Raw genomic sequence first — 20,006 nt, forward strand, 5'->3', positions numbered from 1 at the left:
GGCTCCTAATTGTGCTCGGGCGCGCGGTCCGGCAGCAGTGCGGACAGCGGGCGGAAAGGCTGCAGCCAGGCGCCGCCTGGAGGCAGGTTGTCCAGGTTCACGCGCGGCAGCGGTTCGCGGAAGACGCCCTCGATGTCTTCGAGGTCGACGAACTCGATATCGGGGTGGGTCAGCGCCCAGGAGGTGTGCTCGTGGAAGCCAAGCACGCAGGTGGGCAGGCCGGAAGCGGAGAGCTGCTCAAGCAGGTGCTGGAAGTTCTGGCCGTCGGCAGAAGCCACGATGACACCGGAGAGGTTCTCGCGGTTGGCCTTGATGTATTCGACCATGTCGGGGTCGACATCATCGTCCTCGTGGAGCTTTGGCTTGGCAAACACGGCGAAGCCGACGTTGCGGATGGCCTCGACCCAGGGGCGGATGACGTCGGCGCCGCCGGGGCTGACGTTGGTGAAAACGGCGGCCTCAGGGGTGGCGTCGTTATCGAAGGCCAGGTCCACCAGCCAGCGGCCGATGGCGTCGAAACGCGGGCGGTAGGCGGCGGTGGGGCGCCCCCCGAGGATGGCGCCGAGCCCCATGTCCATGTTGGGTGCGTCCCACACCAGAAGGTAGGTTCCGGCCATTACTTCTTCTCCCACAGGTACTCGGTGATGACGTGTTCCTTATCCAGGCCTTTGCCCTCAAACTTGGTGATGACCTGGCGGTCGGTGAGGATGGGGCACTCCGGCCAGGGCCAGCCCTTGTAGTCGAGGGAAGGCTCGACCTCGACGAGCTCATTAATCCACTCGGCGTAGCCGGCGTGGTCGGTGGCCACGTGGAGCACGCCGCCGGGTTTCAGGCGGGAAGCAAAAAGATTGAGCGTGCCGGATTGGATGATGCGCCGCTTGTGATGGCGGGCCTTGGGCCACGGATCCGGGAAGAAGATGCGGATACCGTCGAGGGACTCGGGCGCGAACATGCGCATGAGAACCTCGATGCCATCGCCGCGGACCATGCGGATGTTCTCAATATCGTTGCGCACGATGGAACCTAGCAGCTTGGCCAGGCCCGGCTTGTAGAGCTCGACGGCGATGATATTGGTGTCCTGCTCGAGTGGCGCCATGGCTGCGGTTGAGGTACCGGTGCCGGAGCCGATCTCGACGATGGTCTTCGCCCCCTCGCGGCCGAACCAGGCGGGGATGTCGAGGGGTTCGTCGGCAAGCAGGCGCCCCAACCGTGGCCAGTGCTCCTCGAAGAGGGCGTTCTGGTTGTCGGTGAGGGTGCCGCGACGGAAGGTCACGTTGCCGAGGCGTGGGTAGTCCAAATCATTGTTGAACTCGGCGTTGAAATCCGTCTGGAGGCCGCGGCCGTGAGGCATCTGCGCGGCGGGATTCTGGGAAGAGTCTGCGCTATTCATCAGTTGACATTGTTCCCTTAAGCAGGGGTGAGGGGCAACGTGCCGCGCCGTGGAGGGTGGAGGGGCGCCTCGGTGGAGGCCACACAGGACGCCGTGGGGGTAGCGGGACGGGCGTACGGGATGGGTGATCCACAGAAACGAAACCCCCGTATGGGGGCGATTGAGGGCGGTGGGTGCCACATTTCACACTCCGCTGTCCTCGACATAGTCGATATGAACTGGGTGGATATAACCGGGGTGGCGGGCATTACACATTCTGTCATCACCAGTGTCCGTACTCTGGTTGGTGAAACGTCGTTGGGGGAACCTTCGGCGAAATAAAGCACCCTGGCCACACCGACCACAGGAGAATGTGAGATGACCGCAACTATTAAGGGCCTTGTAGGTGAACTGCCCACGAAGAACGAGAAGCTTATTTCGTGGATCAGTGAGAGCGTCGAGCTCTTCCAGCCGGAAGAGGTCGTCTTCGTAGATGGCTCCCAGGAGGAGGCTGACCGTCTCGCCGCTGAGCTCGTGGAGAAGGGCACCCTGATTAAGCTCAACGAGGAGAAGCGCCCGAACTCCTACCTGGCGCGCTCGAACCCGTCGGATGTCGCGCGCGTGGAGTCCCGCACCTTCATCTGCACTGAGACTGAAGAGGACGCAGGCCCGACCAATAACTGGGCCCCGCCGGCAGCCATGAAGGAAGAGATGACCGAGGCCTTCCGCGGTTCCATGAAGGGCCGCACCATGTACGTCGTGCCGTTCTGCATGGGCCCGATTAGTGATCCGGACCCGAAGCTCGGCGTGCAGCTCACCGACTCGGCTTATGTTGTGCTCTCCATGCGCATTATGACCCGCATGGGCCAGCAGGCCCTAGACAAGATCGGGGACAACGGTGACTTTGTCCACGCTCTGCACTCCGTGGGTGCCCCGCTGGAGCCGGGTCAGGAGGACGTCGCGTGGCCGTGCAACGAGAAGAAATACATCACGCAGTTCCCGGCGACCAAGGAGATTTGGTCCTACGGTTCCGGTTACGGAGGCAACGCCATCCTGGCCAAGAAGTGCTACGCGCTGCGTATCGCTTCCGTGATGGCGAAGGAAGAGGGCTGGATGGCAGAGCACATGCTCATCCTGAAGCTCACCAACCCGGAGGGCAAGAAGTACCACATCGCTGCCGCCTTCCCGTCCGCCTGCGGTAAGACCAACCTGGCCATGATCACCCCGACCATCCCGGGCTGGAAGGCTGAGGTCGTGGGCGATGACATCGCGTGGATGAAGCTGCGCGAGGACGGCCTGTACGCCGTCAACCCGGAGAACGGCTTCTTCGGCGTGGCACCGGGCACCAACTACGATTCCAACCCGATTGCCATGAAGACGATGGAGCCGGGCAACACCCTGTTCACCAACGTCGCGCTGACCGACGACGGCGATGTCTGGTGGGAGGAAATGGGCGAGGCCCCGGAGCACCTCATCGACTGGCATGGCAACGACTGGACCCCGGCTTCGACCACCAAGGCGGCTCACCCGAACTCCCGCTACTGCGTGCCGATTACGCAGTGCCCGACCGCTGCGCCGGAATTCGATGACTGGAAGGGCGTCAAGATTGACGCCATCCTCTTCGGCGGCCGCCGCGCGGATACCGTCCCGCTGGTGACCCAGGCCTTCGACTGGAACCACGGCACCATGATTGGTGCCCTGCTCTCCTCCGGTCAGACTGCTGCCGCCGAGGGCAAGGTCGGCGCCCTGCGCCACGACCCGATGGCCATGCTGCCGTTCATGGGCTACAACGCCGGTGACTACTTGCAGCACTGGGTAGATATGGGTGAAAAGGGCGGCGACCGTATGCCGGCCATCTTCCTGGTGAACTGGTTCCGCCGCGGTGAGGACCGCCGCTTCCTGTGGCCGGGCTTTGGCGAGAACTCCCGCGTTCTCAAGTGGATTGTGGACCGCATCGAGGGCAAGGTCGACGCCGTCGAGACCGTCGTGGGCCACACCGCCCGCCCGGAGGATATCGACCTCACCGGTATCGACTTCGACATCGAGGACGTCCGCGAGGCCCTTTCCGTGAACCCGGCCGATTGGGCTGGCGACATGGAAGACAACAAGGAGTACCTGACCTTCTTGGGCTCCCGCGTTCCGTCTGAGGTGTGGGACCAGTTCACCGCGCTCAAGGAGCGCGTTGAGTCTGCCTCCTAATCTTCGAGGTTAAACGGATGCTCCCCTGCGGGGGAGCTTTCGTCGTTTTAGGGGCTTAAGCGCGCAGGACGAGGACCAGGTTGGAGGTGAGGAACTCGCGCAGCACCGGCACCTTGAGCACCCACCAGGCCCAGGCAGGGTGGTAGCGCGGAAAGGCCGCGAGGAACTCTGCGCCCTGTGGGCTAGGCGGAGCCACGCTGCGCGCCCAGTCCAAGCCCTCGCGGGCGGAGAGCGCAAAGAGCGAGGTGCCGAAGACATTCTTCGGCGGGTGACCGTGGCGGCGGGTATAGCGGTCGCGGGCGAACTCGCCGCCCACGTAGTGCTCCCACAGGCCGGTCTCGTGCCCGCCGAAGGGTCCCAGCCACACCGTGTAGCTCAAGATCACCAGCCCGCCGGGCTTGGTTACGCGCAGCATCTCCTCACCCATGTCCCACGGGTTGGGGATGTGCTCGGCCACGTTGGAGGAATACGTGATGTCGAAGATGTCATCCGCGAAGGGCAAGCTAGTGCCGTTGCCGCGTACGGCCTGGGCCACCTCGATGCCGGCGGCGGCCATCTCGCCCACGTCCGGCTCCAGCCCGACATAGCTGGCCCCGCGCTGGGCAAAGGCCGAAGCGAAATAGCCGGGCCCGCCCCCGACGTCGAGCACGCGCGCGCCGGTGAGGGAGAGGGAATGGTCGCGGGAGAGGGCGTCGACAAGCGCGGCGGTGTCCTCAGCCAGACCGCCATAAAAGACCGCGGGCGCTGTCTGCTCAAAGCGGAAGGAGCGCAGCAGTCGCCAGGAGCGGCGCAGGGTGGCCAAGGCACGGGTGCGTTTCATAACCCACTAGGCTAAAGCATCGTCATGAAAATCCTTCTTTTATGTTGGCGCGATTCCACCCACCCGCAGGGTGGCGGTTCCGAGCGCTACCTCGAGCGCGTCGGCGAGTACCTCGCTGCCCAAGGCCACGAGGTGGTCTTCCGTACCGCGCGCCACATGAACGCCGCCAAGCGCGAGCGCCGCAACGGCGTGCTCTACTCGCGTGCCGGGGCCAAGTTCAGCGTCTACCCGCGCGCGTTGGTGGTGATGTTGTTCGGGCGCCGCGGTTTCGATGTCGTGGTGGATACCCACAACGGCATCCCGTTCTTTGCGCGCCTGGCCACCCGGGCGCCCGTGGTGATCCTGACGCACCACTGCCACCGCGAGCAGTGGCCGGTGGCCGGGCCCGTGCTGGCGCGGCTGGGGTGGTTCCTGGAATCTCGCGTGGTCCCCGCGCTGTATCGCGAGAACACGTGGGTGACGGTCTCGGAGGCCTCGAAGCGCGACCTGGAGAAGCTGGGGATTCACGGCGCGCACATCATTGAAAACGGCGTGGACCCCCTGCCGTCACACGTGCCCACCTTGGAGCGCGAGGCCGATATCCACCTGGTGACGCTGTCGCGCCTCGTGCCGCACAAGCAAATTGAGCATGCCATGGACACCGTGGCGCGGATTCCGGGCGCGCTTCTCGACGTCATCGGTTCCGGCTGGTGGGAATCCCACCTGCGCGAGTATGCGCGTGCCCACGGGGTGGAAGACCGCGTGCGCTTCCGTGGTCAGGTGACGGAGGACTATAAACATGCGCTGCTCGCGCGCGCTGATGTCCACCTCATGCCGTCTCGAAAAGAAGGCTGGGGTTTGGCAGTCATGGAGGCGGCCCAACATGGGGTGACCACGGTAGGTTATGCGTTCGGCCTGCAAGACAGTGTTATCGACGGCAAGACCGGTGTGCTGGTGCGGTGCGAGGAGGAGTTCGCGCCGGCGGTGCGCATGCTTGTCGACGACCCCTCCCTCCGCCACCGTTTAGGCAACGCGGCACGCGAGTTGGCGGCTACTTTTTCGTGGGAGAAAACCGGTGCGCGCTTCGAAGAGTTGCTAGAAGCGGAAGTGCGCACCAGGCGGCGCTAAGCCCCCACGGGGCGGGTGCCGGTTGCGCGTTGGTGGTGGCAACGATGCCTCCCGCTTCGACGACCGCGCCCACGCCGAGCTCCTCCAACCGGGCGAGGTCGCGCGTGTTCCAGGCTTCGGTGGCCGCCAGGTAGCGCGGCGCAGGCTGATCCACGTTTATGCCGTCGACGGTGAGCTCGCCGGAGTCGAGCTTGTTGGCGGCCTTGGAATAGGGGTCGAGGGCAATGCCGCCGTCGAGCGGTACCATGGCAGGGCGGTCGGCGAAGAAGGTCAGGCGGCCGTCGAGCTCTTCGACGAGCTGGCGGTCGATGCCCGTTTCGCGTGGGCGTAACACGGCGAGCTCCCGCGGTGCATCGGGGGCCTGCAGCAGGCAGGCGCACAGCGCGAGTGCGGCAGGAAGTTGGCGCAGGGATGCGATACCCGCCACGGCCAGCGGCAGGGCGAGCAAGGTGAGCTTGGAGGAATCGCGCAGTAGGCCCGCACCGGGGACGTGCTCCACGGCGAAGGCGGTGAGACCTGGGGCGAGTGCGCCGAGGATGGCCAGGCCCATGCCGAGAACCGCCAGGGCCGCGAGCGGGCGCAGCTCGCGCCGGGGAAGGCGGGCAGCGCCCAGGACAGCGAGGGCGGCGACGGCAAGTCCCGCCAGGGCGAAGCCCTGCTCGCGGGAAGCCGGTACTGCTGCGGCATTCCAGATGCCACCGAAGCCGAGCAGCGAGCCGACCGCACCCACGTAGGCCTCCGCGCGCGGGGCGAAGGCCGCGGCCTGGGCGGCGGGGTCGCCGTGGGTGGTAGGCGAACCGGCCACGAGGCTTGGAACTAGCCACGGCAACCACAGCAAAACTGAGCCGCCCGCGAAGAGCCACCGCCTTTCGCGCTCACAGACAACCGCGATGAGTCCCCCGAAGAGCCCGCCGGTGGGCGTCAAGGACGCGGCCCACAGCGCTAGCCACGCCACGCGCGGGTGCGCAGCGAGGCAACCCCATGCGATCACGGGCGCCAGCCAGGCCGCGACCGCCAGCGACCACTGGCCCTGCAAGAGGCGCTCGATGACGAAAGGATTGGCCACCGCGCACGCCATCGCCGCGGCTGCTGCCCACGGGCTGAACTGTGTGCGCTGGCACGCCCATCGACCCGCCACCCACGCCGAGGCGCTCGCGGCAGCAAGGATGAAGACCCTGGCCAGCCACGCCCCGCCGAATAAGGCAAGCACCCCGTCTTGCGGTGCGTTGCGCGCGGGCAAGTCACCGGCACCGAAGGCAGAGGCGGTGAACGCCGGGTGCTCAAGCAACACCATGTCGCGCCACAGGAACTCGCCGGGCAGCACGAAGGGCCAGCACACCGCGAGCACGAGCGCCACGCCCCAGGCGCAGAGGGCGGCGCGCACCGCAAGGGATGCTCGGGACACAGTCACGGGCGCCTACGCGCTCTGCGCTGCATGGCGGCGCATGAACATCGCGGCCGCCACCGCCAACAACGCCACGCCTATGGCCTTGCCCAGCCAGCCGACGAGGCTCAAGACCTTGACCGTGTCGATGACTCCGCGAACCGAGTCGAGGCGTTCGGTGCGGGTGGAGTCGGACCAGGAGAGGGGGACGTCGAGAAGCGCGCGTTCTTGTGTGTCATCGGCGTCGACCATGGCCTGGGCCTGGCTCGCATCCGTGGCCCAGAAGATGCGCGGGTGTTCCTCCTCGTTGACGATGGTGCCGGTCGTGGGTTCGACCCACACGGTGCGGCTCACCGCGTAGAAGGGCTCGAGGATGACGTGCGATTTCGGCTTGAGGTTGTAGCGTTCCAGGGATTCGGGCGAGTAGAAATCGCCCGCGGGGCCGGAGCGGTGGGCTTCGAAGGCGAAGACCTCCCCGAGCGAGACTGGCGCGACATCCTGGTGGAAGACGTAGGTGGGGATGTTGTCGAGCTTTTCATCGCGCAGGAAATCGATGGGCTCCGTGTCTTGGGTCAGCGGATCGAAGAAGGGATAGGAGCGCTGCTCCGCGCCGGAGGGGAAGAAGTAGCTGATGCCGTCGCGCTCCACCCGGTCTTCCATCTGTACGTCGAAGGCGGGAAGCTCGATGTGTTGCGTCGTGTTCGGCCCCGCCACCGGGTAGGTGGATTCGCGGTTGAGCTGGGATTCCTCGGTGATGTGCGCGATGGTCTCGCCGTTGAAGGTGAGGTCCACGGTGGACTGCGCGCGGGCCACGGAATCCTTCATCGCGGGGGCGGTGGTGGTGTGGCGGCTAAACGTGGCTCCGTCGTGCTCCGCGTGGATCTCTAGGTTGAGGTCCCTGGGCAGCGGGCGGGATTGGTTGTTGTACAGCGGCGGAAGGATGGACCCGAGTATGAGGAACACCGCGGCGGCAATCGTCACCTGCGCTAGGCGGGAGCGAAGGAACACGTCAGCTCCGATCGGTCGAGGGATTCACTGCAGAAATAGTATCGTAGTGGGCCATGCGCTTTCTCCCTGAGCTCGAAGGCGTGCGTGCGCTGGCAGCATTGGCAGTCGTGGTCACGCACGTGTCCTTTCAGACGGCCACCGGCTGGGCCTGGGCTGAGCGCCTGGATTACGGGGTGGCGGTCTTCTTCGTCCTCAGCGGTTTCTTGTTGTGGCGCCGGCGGCACGCGCACACGGCGGGGCAGTACGTGCTCTCCCGCGTGGCGCGCTTGGCGCCGCTGTATCTGGTGTGTGTGGTGGTCGTACTCGCCTTGCTTCCCGACGCTTCCCCCTTAACCCTCCCGCAAGTCATCACCAACCTGACTGGCACGCAGCTCTATATTGCCGATGGCCTGGTTCCCGGGCTCACGCAATTGTGGTCGCTGTGTGTGGAGTTCGCCTTCTATGCGGTGTTGCCGCTGTTGGCGTGGTTGTTGGATAAGCTCTCGGCGCGCCCGCGGGTTGCACTTATTGCTGGAGCTGGCGTGCTGAGTTTGTTCTGGGGCTTCCTGCCGTTTGTGGCCGGGTATGAATCCGGCGATGTCAATACGCAGATTTGGCCGCCCGCGTATTTCTCGTGGTTTGCGGTGGGAATGCTGGCCGCGGAGGCCGAGGCCGCGCAGGTGCGCCTGCGTGCTGGGCGGATTGTGCGTCCCGCCTGTTGGGCGGTGGCGGCGGGCTGCGTGTGGCTGGCCAGCCGCGAGTGGTTCGGCCCGCAGGGCTTGGTGCATCCAGAACCGGGTGAGTTTGCGCGGCGCATTGCGGCGGGGGCGGTGTGCGGGGCGTGCATCGTGGTGCCGGTGGCGCTGGCCCCGCGGGAAAGCTGGCTTTCTTCCGAGGTGATGCGAGCGCTGGGCCGCTGGTCTTATGGTGTTTTCATGTGGCACGTAGCGGTGCTGGCCATTGCCTTCCCGCTGTTGGGCGTGTCTGCTTTCTCCGGCTCTGCCGGGGATTTCGCGGTGGTGTTGGTCTTCACGGTGGTCGTTAGCTGTGTGCTTTCTGCTGCGACCTACGCGCTTGTCGAGGTCCCCGGCCGCGACCTCATCCGCTCCTTCGCCCGCGGCCGCATCGCCGTCCCGCGTTCTCTGCCGCGCGTCGCCGCCGATTCTGCGAGCGCTTCCGGTTCCGGATCCCTTGCCAACGCCGCTGGTTTTACTGGTTCTGCTGGCTCGGCGGGGCCGTAGATGGCACTTCACTCATGGCATTTTCCAGAAGGCATTAGTCAAACGGTTTACTTGACCCCAAACAAACCTTTTACACCGCCGCAGATGGTTTCCTTGCCCCCAAAGACACCTTTTGACTAGTACCTTTTGAGGGAAACCATCTGGGGTGGGGCCGGGTACTTAGGGCGTGCGGCGGGGTGGGAGGCAGGCACACGTGATAGCCGCGACGCAGAGCAGCTGCACCAGAAGCGAGTCGCCGGCGTAGCCGTCCGTGGGCCAGGGTGCGCGGGCGAGCATCGCGCCCGCGGCCAGGGTCAGCGCGCCCGCCAAGTAGTCGGAGCGCAACGTGGTCCAGCGGGTGATGGCCCACGCCGCGGCAGCGGCGGCAACACCGGGCAGGCCCGCGACGAGCGCCATCGTTGCCGCGATGAGCAGGGCTAGAAGGACACGCGCCGAGCTAGACGAGTGGGCAACACGGGCGGGGGAGAGCATTCGGGAAGCAGAGGAAGTGGCGGGGGAAGCGGATTGAGAGCGGGGGCCACGGGCCATGACAAGCAGACACAGCGCGGTGGTCAGCGCAGCGAGCGCGCCGCCGAGGCCGAGGCCCACGCGATAGGCGCGGTCGGCAGCAAAAGACATGTGGAAGGTCCCGCTAGCGCCGGCAGGAATGAGGAAGGCTTGCGTGTCGGCATCGATGGAGCGCGGTTCGAGGGGCAACGGTTCCGAGCTGGGGGCTGGCGTCGAGTCCGGCGCTGAATCTTGTGCTGAGTCTTGTGCTGAACCTGGCGTCGAGATCGCGGCTGTGCTGGGGGAGCGCAGCTCACCGCGCAAGCCTTCGTTGAAGGCGCGTCCGGTGATGAGAAGGCGGTCGTGATCGGCGGGCTCGATGGTCTCACCGGCAGCGAGCGGGGTATAGCTGTGGTCAGCGCCCGATGCGGCCGATGGGGTAGCGCCGGCTGCGGCTGAAGGGCGGTCAGAGGAAGCGGGAAGGGGCGCGGGCAGGGAAGACGCGGTATCGGTCAGGGCCGCCCAATCGCCAGTGGTGCGCACGAGGTGCTGACCGGCGGGCAGGTTGAGGGTGGAGTTGGGGGCGTGGGGGGAGCCGTCGATAAGCACTGTCTTCTCACCGGAGACCCGCACCGTTAAGTCGCGCGGGGTAGTAAAGGAGCGGATGAGGATGTGCTCGTTGTCCTGTTGGAAGAGGAACTGCTCGGCATCGGGCGAGGCATCGGGCACGGTGACGATGCGCCGCGGGGTGGGCTGATCCACGATGGAGGCCTCCGCAATTCCGGTGCGGCGCTGCGGCTCGATGCGGATGGTGGAGGCCTTCGCGCCGGGCACGCGGATATCGCGGGCGCGGTAGGCCTCCATGGTGACCGTCACCTTGGAGTCGCCGTTGTGGATGGTCACCTCAGTCGTGCCGGTGGTCATCAGCCGCAGCTTGGGCGAGGTCCACGTGGAATCGGAGTGCAGCTCTAACCAGCCGGAATCGCCAGGCGCTGGCCACCATGCGGTGGAGTTCTCGTCGTCAACGGCCGCGGTAAGAGAACGCGCCGGGTTCGCCCCGCCGAAGGCCGAGGCATCTGCGGCAGACGAGGACGCTGTGACGCGGCCATCGTGCTCCACCACCTGGGTCAGCGGGCCGGCGGAGGGGTAATCGCGCAGTCGATTGCGCACGGTGGAGGGGTCATCGGGGGCCAGCGGCGCGGAGACCGGGCCAGAGAGCGTGCCGTAGTTGCGGTCACGCAGCGCAGGCGTATCGGTGACGATGTCCGCGTTGGAGGCGACCAGTTCGTGAGGTCCGGAGAGGAGCGCGAGCGATTCCCCACCGCCCGCCACGCGCGGCGGATCCGCAGGCGCTAGGTTCATGGAGAGGTCGGGATCGAAGACGACGACGTCGACCTCCCCGAAGGTGTGGACCTCGCCCGGGATGTGCTCCGAAGAACCAGACATGAGGTCGTGGCGCACCGCGACGGCCCCGATGCCAAGGCGCTGCAACACCACGGGTGCGGTGGCAGGGTCGCGGGAAATCTGCGCCATCGCACCGTCCAGGCCACGAATGGCTTCCGGCGGAATGAGGGGAACGGCGTCGCGGACGGCCCAGGGGACGTCGAGAAGCGGCTGCGCCGGCTCATCGCGCGTCCAGCCCCAGTCCTGCCGCGCAAAGGAGGCCGGTGGGTAGATGAGCACGCGCGTATCTAGGCTGTTCATGAAGGAAGCGGCCTCCTGCCAATAGCCGGGCACCTCCTCGTACGCGCCCTTCGGCAGCAGCCTGCCCGCCCACGCGGGGGCGGTCGCACCCATCACCACGAGGCACACTAAAAGGCCCGCTGCTTCACGACGCCCCGGGGACAACGTCCGCGGCAACCTCACCCGGGCAGCAATCGCGGCCACACCGAGTACCAGCGGGATGCGCACCAGCGGGTCGAACTTGTGCACGTTGCGCAGCGCGGCCAGCGGGCCATCAAGCGCGTCGAGGTACCACGCAGCATGCGTGCCGAGCACGGCCACGCCCACCAGCAGCATGAAACCCCACTCGCGCGGCAGCCGGGCCAGGCCCATGAGTCCTAAGGCGGCAACGCACACGGTGACGAGCACGAAGACCGGCTCGGTGGCCAGCTCGTTGCCGGCAACGCGCTCGGTATCCACAAACGGCGCCCAACTGGTGGTGCCACGCAGGATTTCCGCCAGGTTGAGCCACCGCGTGGTCACGCCGGCGGACTCAATGAATTCCGTAAAAGGCGGGGCATAGCGGCCCAAGATGAGTAGCGGGGTAATCCACCACGCGGATACCGCAGCGCACCCAGCCAACCACACCAGGCCAGTCTTGCCCGCGCGCCGCCACAGCAGAATCACACCCGCCGGCAGGCAGGCAGCCAGCGTGGCCGTGGCGTTGACCGCGCCCATGCAGGCCACCGCCACCACCGAGGGCGCGGCATCCCGCCAACACAGACGGCCCGGCCGCAGGAAAGGAAGCAGCACCCAGGGGGCCAGCATGACCGGCCAGGTTTCTGAGGAAATCGCACCCAGCGTGGTCAGCGTGCGCGGGGAGAGCGCATAGAGGAGGCTGCCCATCAGTGCGGCATAGCCCGGCGCGGCGGGAAGTACTGTGCGGACCACGCGGAAGAAGCCCAGAAAGCCCACGGCCAGGACCAAGAACCACCAGGCGCGCTGCGCTATCCAATCCGGAAGCGGATCCGCCAGCAAGAAGAACAAGCCCTGCGGGAAGAGGTAGCCATAGGCCTGGTTCTGGAGCTGGCCCAGCGTAAAAGTATCGGTATAAGCATGCAGGGCACCGGCCAAAAACCCAGCCGGGTTGGCCACCAGATCATGCTTGGTATCGGCCGCGGTCAGCCCCCACGGCTGCACCAGGACCACGAGGGCTAAAAAGAAAAGCCCCCCGATGCGTGCGCGCACGCTACTCGCGGGAGCCGTACTCCGGCCCGCCCATCACGGCGTCGGAGGCCTTGACGGAATTATCGTTTGGAACGGCATCTGCCTGCGAGAACTGCGCGATGCCCAGGATGGTCACGACCCCCAGCGCTACGCCAACGACCGCGCTGCCCAGGGCTGGGCCCAGGGTGCGCTTGTTGAGTGAATCGCTGTCGAATGCCATGGCGCCAGATTCTAGCAGCTCGGTACTACCTTTTAGGAGTGGCTCTCCGCGGCGTCGTCCTCCTCATCGTTCTCCGGCGGAACGATGAAGACCGGCAGGCCCGCGTTGCGCACGATGTACTCCGCGGTGGAGTTATTCCACAGCGAGCGGAAGCCGGTAAGCGCGCGGGTGCCGGTGACGATGACGTCGATGTCGAGTTCGTGGGCGGCGTCGACAATCGCGCTCTGAATCGTCGTCACCGATTCCACCAGGTGGGCATGGCCGCGCAGGCCGAGGGACTCGGCCTTGGCAATACCGCGGTGGCAGATGGCGAGGGCCTCCTCGTAGGCCGGGTCATCCTCCACGCTGTCCGGTGAGACCGTGGACTGGTGCAGCCCGGTGCGGCTGACCGCGCGGGCGGCCTGGCGCGCGGACGGTTCCCAGGCGGTGAGGATTTCGACATCGGTGGGGCGCAGCAGCCGCGCGGCGTATTCGAGGGCGCGGTCGGCGCGGTCGGAGCCGTCATAGGCAATGAGCATGGTCTCTCCGTTATTCATGTGACCATCCTAACAACCGGTTGTTGCCCGCGCGGGTGCTTCAGGCACACTGGGGTGCATGAAAAAAGCAATGCCCGCCCTCCTGTTGAGTGCTATCTGTGCGCTGAGCGCGTGCAGTACGGAGCCTGAGCTTTCCGACGCCCCGTCCAGCGAAACCAGCGCCGCGGCCCCGAGCGCCGCGTCGGGCGACGCAGCACCACAGGAAACCGCGCCCGAGGACGTCCGCGCCCGCGCCGCCGCCAAGCTCATGCCGCCTGCGCTGAACTACGACGATGCGCGCGCCAAGCTGGAGGCCGGCGTGGGCGGACTCTTCATCCCTAGCTGGGCCGACCCGGAGCTGCTCAGCGATGGCCCGCGGGGAGTGAACGCCCTGCGCGAGGAGATGGGCCGTGACTTTGAAGTCTCCATCGATTTCGAGGGCGGGCGCGTGCAGCGCTTCTCCGAAATCTTGGGTGACTACCCCTCCCCGCAGGCCATGGCGGAGGGCCACAGCCCGGAGGAGGTCGAGGCCCTAGCCACGGAGATTGGGCAGAGCCTACGCGCCCACGGCGTGACGGTGGACTTCGCCCCGGTGCTCGACGTGGATGGGGGAGACCTGGAAGTCGTCGGTGACCGCTCCTTCTCCACCGACCCACAGGCCGCCGGCGAATATGGCGCGGCCTTTGCCCGCGGGTTGCAGGCCGCCGGCGTGAAGGCCGTGTTCAAGCACTTCCCGGGCCACGGGCGTGCCTCCGGGGACACACACCTGGGTGAGGCCGTTACCCCGCCGCTGGAAGAACTGTACGGACACGAGTTCGTGCCTTTCCACACGGCAATCCCGCAAACCCCGGAAGCGGCCCTCATGATGGGCCACCTCGTGGTGCCTGGGTTAGGGGACGAGCCCGCCTCCCTCAACCCGCGGGCCTACCAGCTGGCCCGCGAGGAACTGGGTTTCGAGGGCACGATTTACACCGATGACCTGGGAGGGATGGCCTCCATCTCGGAGAACTTCAGCGTGCCGGAGGCCGTGGCCGCAGCCCTCACCGCCGGGGCCGATATGCCGCTGTGGTCCACCGACGATGACATCAACGCGGTCATCGACGCGGCCGCCGACGTGGTGGCCCAGCAAGAGGGCGACTAGTAAAAACTAGCTGGCAGCCGTTAATCTCGTACACGTGAAAAAGGCAATCGGACACAGCCAACAGCGACGCAAGGGGCTCCAGGTGACCCTTGGCGTGCTCGTCGGCCTGATACTCATCGCCGGCATCGCCTATGCGTGGGACGTCATGGCTAACCAGCACAAGGTCCCGCGCGCGACGTCGGTCGGCGGCGTGGACATCTCCCGCATGGAGCGCACCGCCGCGGTGGAGAAGCTGGAGCAGGAACTCGGGGACGTCGCGGCCCAGCCCGTGGATATCCGCGCCGGGGAGAAAAGCTCGCAGCTTATCCCCCAAGACTCCGGCCTAAGCCTGAATTATCAGAAAGCCGTCGACGGCATTCCCGACGCTTCCCTGAACCCCCTCTCGCGCCTGTACAGCTTCATTAAGCCCACCCAGGAAATCCCTGTGGCTGTGGACATCGATGAGAACCAGCTCTCCGGCCAACTCGAGCGCGTGGGCAACGAGCTGAAGATCGAGCCGGAAGACGGAAACTTGGAGCTTATCGACGGCTCCCTCAAAGAGACCAAACCCAAGCTCGGCCAGGCGGTGGAAGAGGGAGTGCTGCACGAGGGCGTCGTGAAGCACTGGCTCGACCCCGAGGGCGTCGACGTCGAGCCGATGGTGGTGGAGCCTCAGATTAATGATGAGGCGATTGAGGCCATGCGCACCGGGGATGCCGCCCGCGCGCTGGATAACCCGCTCACGCTGAAGGGCGAGAACAACACCACCGGCACCTTGCGCAAGCCGGAGATTTCCCAGTTCGTCTCCATCGCCGCGGAGGATGGCGAGCTACGCCTCAAGGTGGATAAGAACCGCGCGCGCGAGCTTTTCCAAGAGCGCATGCAAGGCTCCGAGGTGCCCGGCACCAACGCCAAAATTTCCTTCAGCGGCAACGACAAGCAGATCACGCCCTCGGTGGATGGCTCCATCATCGACTGGGAGAAGACCCTCGAGGGCTTCGAGGACCGTGTGAGCAGCGAGGACGACCGCGAATGGGATGCCGATTACAAGCCGGACCCCGCAGACTTCACCACGGAAATGGCAGAGAAGGCCACCTTCGATGACACCGTGTCCGAGTTCTCCACTGGCGGCTTCTCCGGCGCCTCCGGCACCAACATCCGCCTGGTGGCCCAGGAGGTCAACGGTGCCGTGGTCAACCCGGGTGAGACCTTCTCCCTCAACGGCTACACCGGCCCGCGCGGTACCGCGCAGGGCTATGTGGAATCCGGCATCATCATCGACGGCCACGCGGGCAAGGCCGTGGGCGGCGGCATCTCTCAGTTCGCCACCACCTTGTACAACGCGGCCTACTTCGCCGGCATGGAGGACGTGGCACACACCCCGCACTCCTATTACATTTCGCGCTACCCGGCTGGCCGCGAGGCCACCGTGTACGAAGGCGCAATTGACCTGCAGTTTAAGAACACCTCCAACCACCCGGTGCGCATCGAAACCAGCTTTGGTGACGAGATCACCGTGCGCTTCAAGGGCGTGAAGACGGTTGAGGTCGAGTCCATCAACAACGGCCGCTGGGCCAAGACCGAGCCGCAGCGCAAGTCGGTGAGCGAGGACTGCTCGCCGTCGTCTGGCACGCCGGGCTTCACCACCTCGGATACCCGCGTGATCAAGGACCTCTCCGGCAAGGAAATCTCCCGGGAGACCACCACCACGGTCTATGACCCGCAGCCCATCGTTACCTGCGGTTAAGCCATGACCCGGCCGATGCACACCGCGGTGAAGGACCCGGCGGACGTCGATCAGCTGGCCCAGCACCCAGTGAAGTTTGGTCGCGTCGCCGGCCTTTTTGCCGCGCACCGCGGCACGCTGCTTGTGGTGGTGGCGCTCATCATCGCCACCTCCGGGCTGACGGTGGTGCAGCCTTTCCTGGTACGCCGCACCGTGGATGAGGCTATTCCTGAACACGACACCGCGCTGCTGCTGTGGCTCGTCGGCGGCATGCTGGCCATCACCGTGGTCTCCCAGGCCATCGGCGTTATTCAGTCCTTCCTGTCGGCGCGGGTGGGGCACACCATCATGCACGAGCTGCGCACGCAGGTCTTTGCCAACCTGCAGCGCCAGTCGCTGCAGTTCTTTACCAACAACCGCGGCGGCGAGATTCAATCCCGCTTGACCAATGACATCGCGGCGATGCGCGGCATGGTGACCACCACGGCGACATCCGTGGCCAGCAACCTCACCATGACGGTGGCCACGTTGGTGGCAATGGTGGCGCTCTCGCCAACCCTGTCATTGCTGTCCCTCATCGTCCTTCCGCCCGCCGTATGGCTCACCCGCCGCGCCGCCGTGCTGCGCCGCAGCCTCATGGAGAAAAACAGTCGCGCGCAGGCGACGTTGCAGCAGACCATTTCGGAGAATCTGTCGGTCTCCGGCATGCGACTGGCAGCGACGCTGGGCGCGCAGGAGCGGGTCTATGCGGCGTTTGAGAAGACCTCCCGCTCCCTCATCCGCTTGGAACTGGAATCGCAGCTGGCCGGGCGCTGGCGCATGGCGCTCACCCAGATCATCTTTGGTGTGATGCCGGCCCTGATTTACCTGGTGGCTGGCCTGCGCCCGGGGATTACGATCGGCACGCTTATCGCCTTTTCCACCCTGCAGACCCAGATTTTCCGCCCGATTACCGGCCTGCTCAACGTGGGCGCGCAGTGGGTGGCGTCGATGGCGCTGTTCAGCCGCATCTTCGAGTACCTGGACCTGGAGCCCGAACTCACTGAGGCCACCCGGCCCGCCCAGCTTGCCGACGCCTCCCTCACCCTCCACCACGTCTCCTACCGCTACCCCGGCACGGACACCGACGCGCTTTCCGACGTCTCTCTCACCATCCCCGCCCACACCACCACGGCTCTGGTGGGGCATACCGGTTCCGGTAAGTCCACTGTCGCCGCACTATTGGCGCGCCTTGCCGATCCGACCGAAGGCACCGTGCACCTGGGCGGGGTAGACCTGCGTGACATTCCGCCGGCGCAGCGCGCGGCGGTCATCGGAGTGGTCTCCCAGGAGACCTACCTCATTCACGGCACGGTACGAGAGAACCACCTCTTCGCGCAGCCCGATGCGAGCGAGGAGCAGATGTGGGCGGCCCTGCATGCCGCCCGCGTGGACGAGGTCATCGCCGCGCTTCCCGACGGGTTGGATACTCTCGTGGGATCGCGTGGCTACCGCTTCTCCGGCGGTGAGCAGCAGCGCCTCTCGCTGGCCCGCACGCTGCTGCGCCAACCCCAGGTGCTCATCCTGGATGAGGCCACCTCGGCCCTTGACAACGAAACGGAGCGCGCCATCCAGGACGCAGTGCTTGGAGCGGACGCCACCCGCCTGGTCATTGCGCACCGTCTGTCCACCATCCGTGACGCCGACCAGATCGTCGTCCTCGATGCCGGCCGCGTGGTCGAGCGCGGCACCCACGCCGAGCTGCTTGCTCGCGATGGCGCCTACGCCGCACTCCTTCGCGCCGCGGACGAGGCGAGCTAGTCACCATTCGGCAGGCGCCGATGGTTCACTATTTGGGCCTATTTCTGGGACGGCATAGCCGAGTTCTCGGAGAACTTCGATGGCTAGCGGCGCGTTGGCTCGAATGATGGCCTTCTTCTGTGATTCTCTGAATCTCTCCCTGCCTGCAAGCACGTGCAGTTCCCAGCCTTCAAGCGCTTCGATACCGAATTCTCTAATCACAAGTTCAACTACATCCTCTAAACACACACGGAAGCGGTGGCCGCCCATTGGGAAATGGATATTCTGCTGCTGGAATGCGTTGTCTTTTTGTCCCGTCGACGCTAAGAGAAGCCCGAGGGCTACGGAGTCCGAATGGAAATGAAAATGGGATACCGGCTTATTCTGTGCGTCTCGCTCGTATTCAAACCGAACAATTGGTGGCTGTTTCTTTGATTGGCGGTAGCAAATCTTGAAGCTGCTTGCTGCTACAGCTAAATGCTTGCCTGAGCTGTTCTCGCACATTGAATAAGAAGCTTCTAGCAACGCAGGGCTTGCATTCGAGGTCCTTGACTTTAGCTCTTTCGATAATTGAAAACTGAACCTTTTACGCTCTGAGTTGAAGGCTTCGCTTGCGACAATCGTTGGTCCTGGAAGGCAATCGTCTAAGAGCTGTTTGGCATCGTTAGCGAACCTATTTGCCAATGCAGCAAGATGGTGTGCATCCATGGCGGAGGATCATTCTCCAATGACGTACGAGAGTGCTTCAAAGCGGTTGAGAATATCCTCGTCCACAATGGAAATCTCATCGATTGCGCGCAATGCGCGGAGCTCATCGATGGTTCGAGGGCTAAGGTCCTGAAGGAGCTGTTCGCGTTCTTGTTGCAGCTCAGCGGTTGTTCGTGGGGTGAATATAGGTGCGGACACTGGGACTCCTTTCCGTATGCTTTGTAGCTTAGATGCAACGGTGGACACGTATGGTGGAGTGAAGTAAAACCCAACCGGAGCTGGGAAAACAAGTGGAGCCGACGACGGGAGTCGAACCACGACACTCAATGACCTGCATGTTCTCCCGCCTTTTAGCTTTCCGTGCCCACATCTTGCCCACCAAATGAGCGGTTCATTGCAGCCCTCAGGCCACTCAAATCCTCCGGGTACAAATCCGCATACGTGTCTAGGGTCATGGCTGCGGACGCGTGCCCGAGTTGGTGCTGGATCAGTTTAACGTGAGCGCCGGACTGAACCATGAGTGACGCCGCCGTATGCCTCAAGTCATGCAGACGTAACAGCGGGAAGGTTTCGTCTTTGGCGCGCACGCGTGTAAGTGCCCCGTCGAACCATGAGCTTCCCTTTGGTCGTAGCATGTAGCCTCCGTTGCTGCGCGGCCAGATAGGTGTGTCTTTCCCACGCCCGCGTGTGGCTTGGTCAATGAAGGGCACAACCTTCTGCGGGACTATCACTGTCCTGGGCTTGCCTCCCTTGGTTGGGCCGAGTACGAGCTTGCCGCGCACGATGGTGGCTGACTGGCTGAGGTATAGCACCTGGCGTTCACTGTCCCAGTCGCGCACGCGTAAGCCGGCGAGTTCGCCCCATCTCATGCCAACCATGCCGAGGGTGAGGATGATCCCCTCGTAGGTCTTGGCTTCCTTGGCGAAGGCGCAGAGCTGCGGGTAGGTGAGGTAGACGTTGCGCTGGACGGCTTTGCTGGGCTTGATGACGTCTTGGGTGGGTAGGTCTTTCTTGGCCATGCCGGATAGTCTCAGCAGGCTGGATAGGACGGCAAGGTTACGGGTGGCCTGTGAGTTGGAGTTGGCTGACTCAGAGATCCACATCTGGACAGCCTGTGGTGTGACGTTGCTGGGTGTGGTGCGCCCCCATCGTGGGAGGACGTGTTTGTTTAGGGCGATGGTGAACACGTCGATGGTGTTGGCTGACTTGCCTTTGAGGGTCTTGAGGTACAGGTCTTTGTAGGTGCTCAAGGGTTGTTCGCGTCCGCCTGGTGTGGGGCGGGTGCCGCTGATGATCTCAGCTTCCCATTTGCGGGCTTGGGCTTTGCTGGTGAAGCCGCGTTTGTCTGTGCGTGTGCCGTCTGCCAAGGTGTAGCGCACGCGGTAGCGCTTGGCTCCATTCTTTAGCTCATAAGATGCTATGCTCATAGTTGGTCTCTCAGTCTCCAAGCTGTTTG

The 20,006-nt window shown here is 64.9% G+C and carries 17 protein-coding genes; 6 read left to right on the forward strand and 11 right to left on the reverse strand.

The genetic code is table 11. The features are described 5' to 3' along the window. Window positions 1-5: 5 nt before the first annotated feature. Both QP999_RS02825 and trmB read right to left on the reverse strand, forming a co-directional pair. Window positions 6-617 carry an NYN domain-containing protein gene (locus tag QP999_RS02825; RefSeq protein WP_070523775.1) on the reverse strand — a complete coding sequence of 204 codons (612 nt, stop codon included), beginning with the start codon at window positions 615-617 and terminating at the stop codon, window positions 6-8. After that, window positions 617-1,390, reverse strand: a complete 774-nt coding sequence (trmB, locus tag QP999_RS02830; protein ID WP_070531906.1) for a tRNA (guanosine(46)-N7)-methyltransferase TrmB — start codon at window positions 1,388-1,390, stop codon at window positions 617-619. Before trmB ends, QP999_RS02825 begins: the two co-directional genes overlap by 1 nt. Window positions 1,391-1,747: 357 nt before the next feature. Here trmB and QP999_RS02835 point away from each other — a divergent pair, with 357 nt between their 5' ends. Continuing rightward, entirely contained in the window at window positions 1,748-3,568 is a 1,821-nt protein-coding gene (locus tag QP999_RS02835) for a phosphoenolpyruvate carboxykinase (GTP) (RefSeq protein WP_284847607.1), read from the forward strand. Window positions 3,569-3,623: 55 nt separating this feature from the next. Here the strand turns inward: QP999_RS02835 and QP999_RS02840 are convergent, their stop codons facing one another. Then, the gene (locus QP999_RS02840; RefSeq protein ID WP_239249415.1) at window positions 3,624-4,388 is read right to left on the reverse strand and encodes a class I SAM-dependent methyltransferase; all 765 of its coding nucleotides are present in this window, start codon (window positions 4,386-4,388) and stop codon (window positions 3,624-3,626) included. 24 nt (window positions 4,389-4,412) lie between these two features. Between QP999_RS02840 and QP999_RS02845 the strand changes: the two genes are divergently transcribed. Further along, window positions 4,413-5,495, forward strand: a complete 1,083-nt coding sequence (locus tag QP999_RS02845) for a glycosyltransferase family 4 protein (protein WP_284847608.1) — start codon at window positions 4,413-4,415, stop codon at window positions 5,493-5,495. Here the strand turns inward: QP999_RS02845 and QP999_RS02850 are convergent. Both QP999_RS02850 and QP999_RS02855 read right to left on the reverse strand, forming a co-directional pair. Further along, complete coding sequence (locus tag QP999_RS02850; protein WP_284847609.1) at window positions 5,419-6,900, reverse strand: MmpA family trehalose lipid delivery protein; 1,482 nt, start codon at window positions 6,898-6,900, stop codon at window positions 5,419-5,421. The two genes, QP999_RS02845 and QP999_RS02850, sit on opposite strands and share 77 nt — an antisense overlap. Before the next feature lie 12 nt (window positions 6,901-6,912). Beyond that, a complete protein-coding gene (locus QP999_RS02855; RefSeq protein WP_284847610.1) occupies window positions 6,913-7,887 on the reverse strand; it encodes a PorA family protein in 975 nt (324 codons plus the stop codon). 53 nt (window positions 7,888-7,940) lie between these two features. Between QP999_RS02855 and QP999_RS02860 the strand changes: the two genes are divergently transcribed. After that, entirely contained in the window at window positions 7,941-9,107 is a 1,167-nt protein-coding gene (locus QP999_RS02860; RefSeq protein WP_284847611.1) for an acyltransferase family protein, read from the forward strand. 159 nt (window positions 9,108-9,266) lie between these two features. On the opposite strand, the gene QP999_RS02865 is transcribed toward QP999_RS02860, so the two are convergent. Genes QP999_RS02865 through QP999_RS02875 form a run of 3 tightly spaced genes read right to left on the reverse strand, consistent with a single transcriptional unit; the run spans window position 9,267 to window position 13,238 of the window. Further along, window positions 9,267-12,503, reverse strand: a complete 3,237-nt coding sequence (locus QP999_RS02865) for an alpha-(1->3)-arabinofuranosyltransferase domain-containing protein (RefSeq protein ID WP_284847612.1) — start codon at window positions 12,501-12,503, stop codon at window positions 9,267-9,269. Between the two features lies 1 nt (window position 12,504). After that, window positions 12,505-12,702: a DUF2613 domain-containing protein gene (locus tag QP999_RS02870; RefSeq protein ID WP_010188604.1), complete on the reverse strand. Its 198-nt coding sequence runs from the start codon at window positions 12,700-12,702 to the stop codon at window positions 12,505-12,507. Between the two features lie 32 nt (window positions 12,703-12,734). Beyond that, entirely contained in the window at window positions 12,735-13,238 is a 504-nt protein-coding gene (locus QP999_RS02875; protein WP_284847613.1) for a universal stress protein, read from the reverse strand. Between the two features lie 58 nt (window positions 13,239-13,296). Here QP999_RS02875 and QP999_RS02880 point away from each other — a divergent pair, with 58 nt between their 5' ends. Genes QP999_RS02880 through QP999_RS02890 form a run of 3 tightly spaced genes read left to right on the forward strand, consistent with a single transcriptional unit; the run spans window position 13,297 to window position 17,863 of the window. After that, window positions 13,297-14,358 carry a glycoside hydrolase family 3 N-terminal domain-containing protein gene (locus QP999_RS02880; protein ID WP_284847614.1) on the forward strand — a complete coding sequence of 354 codons (1,062 nt, stop codon included), beginning with the start codon at window positions 13,297-13,299 and terminating at the stop codon, window positions 14,356-14,358. A gap of 34 nt (window positions 14,359-14,392) precedes the next feature. After that, a complete protein-coding gene (locus tag QP999_RS02885; protein WP_284847615.1) occupies window positions 14,393-16,084 on the forward strand; it encodes a VanW family protein in 1,692 nt (563 codons plus the stop codon). Window positions 16,085-16,087: 3 nt separating this feature from the next. Then, entirely contained in the window at window positions 16,088-17,863 is a 1,776-nt protein-coding gene (locus QP999_RS02890; protein WP_284847616.1) for an ABC transporter ATP-binding protein, read from the forward strand. Here QP999_RS02890 and QP999_RS02895 read toward each other — a convergent pair whose 3' ends face one another. The 3 genes from QP999_RS02895 to QP999_RS02905 all read right to left on the reverse strand — a co-directional run bounded on the left by QP999_RS02895 (window position 17,864) and on the right by QP999_RS02905 (window position 19,977). Beyond that, window positions 17,864-18,550 carry a hypothetical protein gene (locus tag QP999_RS02895; protein ID WP_284847617.1) on the reverse strand — a complete coding sequence of 229 codons (687 nt, stop codon included), beginning with the start codon at window positions 18,548-18,550 and terminating at the stop codon, window positions 17,864-17,866. A gap of 9 nt (window positions 18,551-18,559) precedes the next feature. After that, on the reverse strand, window positions 18,560-18,748 hold the full coding sequence (locus QP999_RS02900; protein WP_071409849.1) for a hypothetical protein: 189 nt from the start codon (window positions 18,746-18,748) through the stop codon (window positions 18,560-18,562). Between the two features lie 152 nt (window positions 18,749-18,900). Further along, on the reverse strand, window positions 18,901-19,977 hold the full coding sequence (locus tag QP999_RS02905) for a tyrosine-type recombinase/integrase (RefSeq protein WP_284847618.1): 1,077 nt from the start codon (window positions 19,975-19,977) through the stop codon (window positions 18,901-18,903). Window positions 19,978-20,006 lie beyond the last annotated feature (29 nt).

This window comes from Corynebacterium sp. MSK004 (assembly GCF_030232515.1).
Taxonomy (GTDB): Bacteria; Actinomycetota; Actinomycetes; order Mycobacteriales; family Mycobacteriaceae; genus Corynebacterium; species Corynebacterium hesseae.

Excerpts from the sequence above, each read along its gene's own strand:
- QP999_RS02860 (WP_284847611.1), top strand. The coding sequence starts at position 7,941 with ATGCGCTTTCTCCCTGAGCTCGAAGGCGTGCGTGCGCTGGCAGCATTG.
- QP999_RS02825 (WP_070523775.1), bottom strand. The coding sequence starts at position 617 with ATGGCCGGAACCTACCTTCTGGTGTGGGACGCACCCAACATGGACATG.
- trmB (WP_070531906.1), bottom strand. The coding sequence starts at position 1,390 with ATGAATAGCGCAGACTCTTCCCAGAATCCCGCCGCGCAGATGCCTCAC.
- QP999_RS02845 (WP_284847608.1), top strand. The coding sequence starts at position 4,413 with ATGAAAATCCTTCTTTTATGTTGGCGCGATTCCACCCACCCGCAGGGT.
- QP999_RS02840 (WP_239249415.1), bottom strand. The coding sequence starts at position 4,388 with ATGAAACGCACCCGTGCCTTGGCCACCCTGCGCCGCTCCTGGCGACTG.
- QP999_RS02895 (WP_284847617.1), bottom strand. The coding sequence starts at position 18,550 with ATGGATGCACACCATCTTGCTGCATTGGCAAATAGGTTCGCTAACGAT.
- QP999_RS02880 (WP_284847614.1), top strand. The coding sequence starts at position 13,297 with ATGAAAAAAGCAATGCCCGCCCTCCTGTTGAGTGCTATCTGTGCGCTG.
- QP999_RS02835 (WP_284847607.1), top strand. The coding sequence starts at position 1,748 with ATGACCGCAACTATTAAGGGCCTTGTAGGTGAACTGCCCACGAAGAAC.
- QP999_RS02890 (WP_284847616.1), top strand. The coding sequence starts at position 16,088 with ATGACCCGGCCGATGCACACCGCGGTGAAGGACCCGGCGGACGTCGAT.
- QP999_RS02875 (WP_284847613.1), bottom strand. The coding sequence starts at position 13,238 with ATGAATAACGGAGAGACCATGCTCATTGCCTATGACGGCTCCGACCGC.
- QP999_RS02870 (WP_010188604.1), bottom strand. The coding sequence starts at position 12,702 with ATGGCATTCGACAGCGATTCACTCAACAAGCGCACCCTGGGCCCAGCC.
- QP999_RS02905 (WP_284847618.1), bottom strand. The coding sequence starts at position 19,977 with ATGAGCATAGCATCTTATGAGCTAAAGAATGGAGCCAAGCGCTACCGC.